The 306-nt window shown below is 71.2% G+C and carries 1 pseudogene; it reads left to right on the forward strand.

Features of this window, described 5'->3' with window-relative positions:
- Positions 1-89: 89 nt before the first annotated feature.
- A pseudogene (locus tag HTZ77_RS44980) lies at positions 90-306 on the forward strand (hydrogenase formation protein HypD); the annotation flags it as partial.

Here is a 306-nt window from a genome sequence, read left to right on the forward strand (position 1 = left end):
CGGTGCTGGACTACCTGGAGGGGCTGGGCCCGGCCTTCGACGACGAACTGGACGCGCTGCGCCAGTCGGACATCTCGTGAGGGGGTCGCGTGCGGTTCGTCGATGAGTACCGCGACGCGGGCAGGGCTCGGGCGCTGGCCGCTGACATCGCCGCCCGGTGCGAGCCGGGCCGCCGGTACACGTTCATGGAGGTGTGCGGAGGGCACACCCACACGATCTACAAGCACGGGCTGGAGGACCAGCTGCCACGGGAGGTCGTGCTCGTGCACGGCCCCCGCTGCCCGGTGTGCGTGATCCCGATGGGAC

The sequence above is a fragment of the Nonomuraea montanisoli genome (assembly GCF_013363975.1).
Classification (GTDB): domain Bacteria; phylum Actinomycetota; class Actinomycetes; order Streptosporangiales; family Streptosporangiaceae; genus Nonomuraea; species Nonomuraea montanisoli.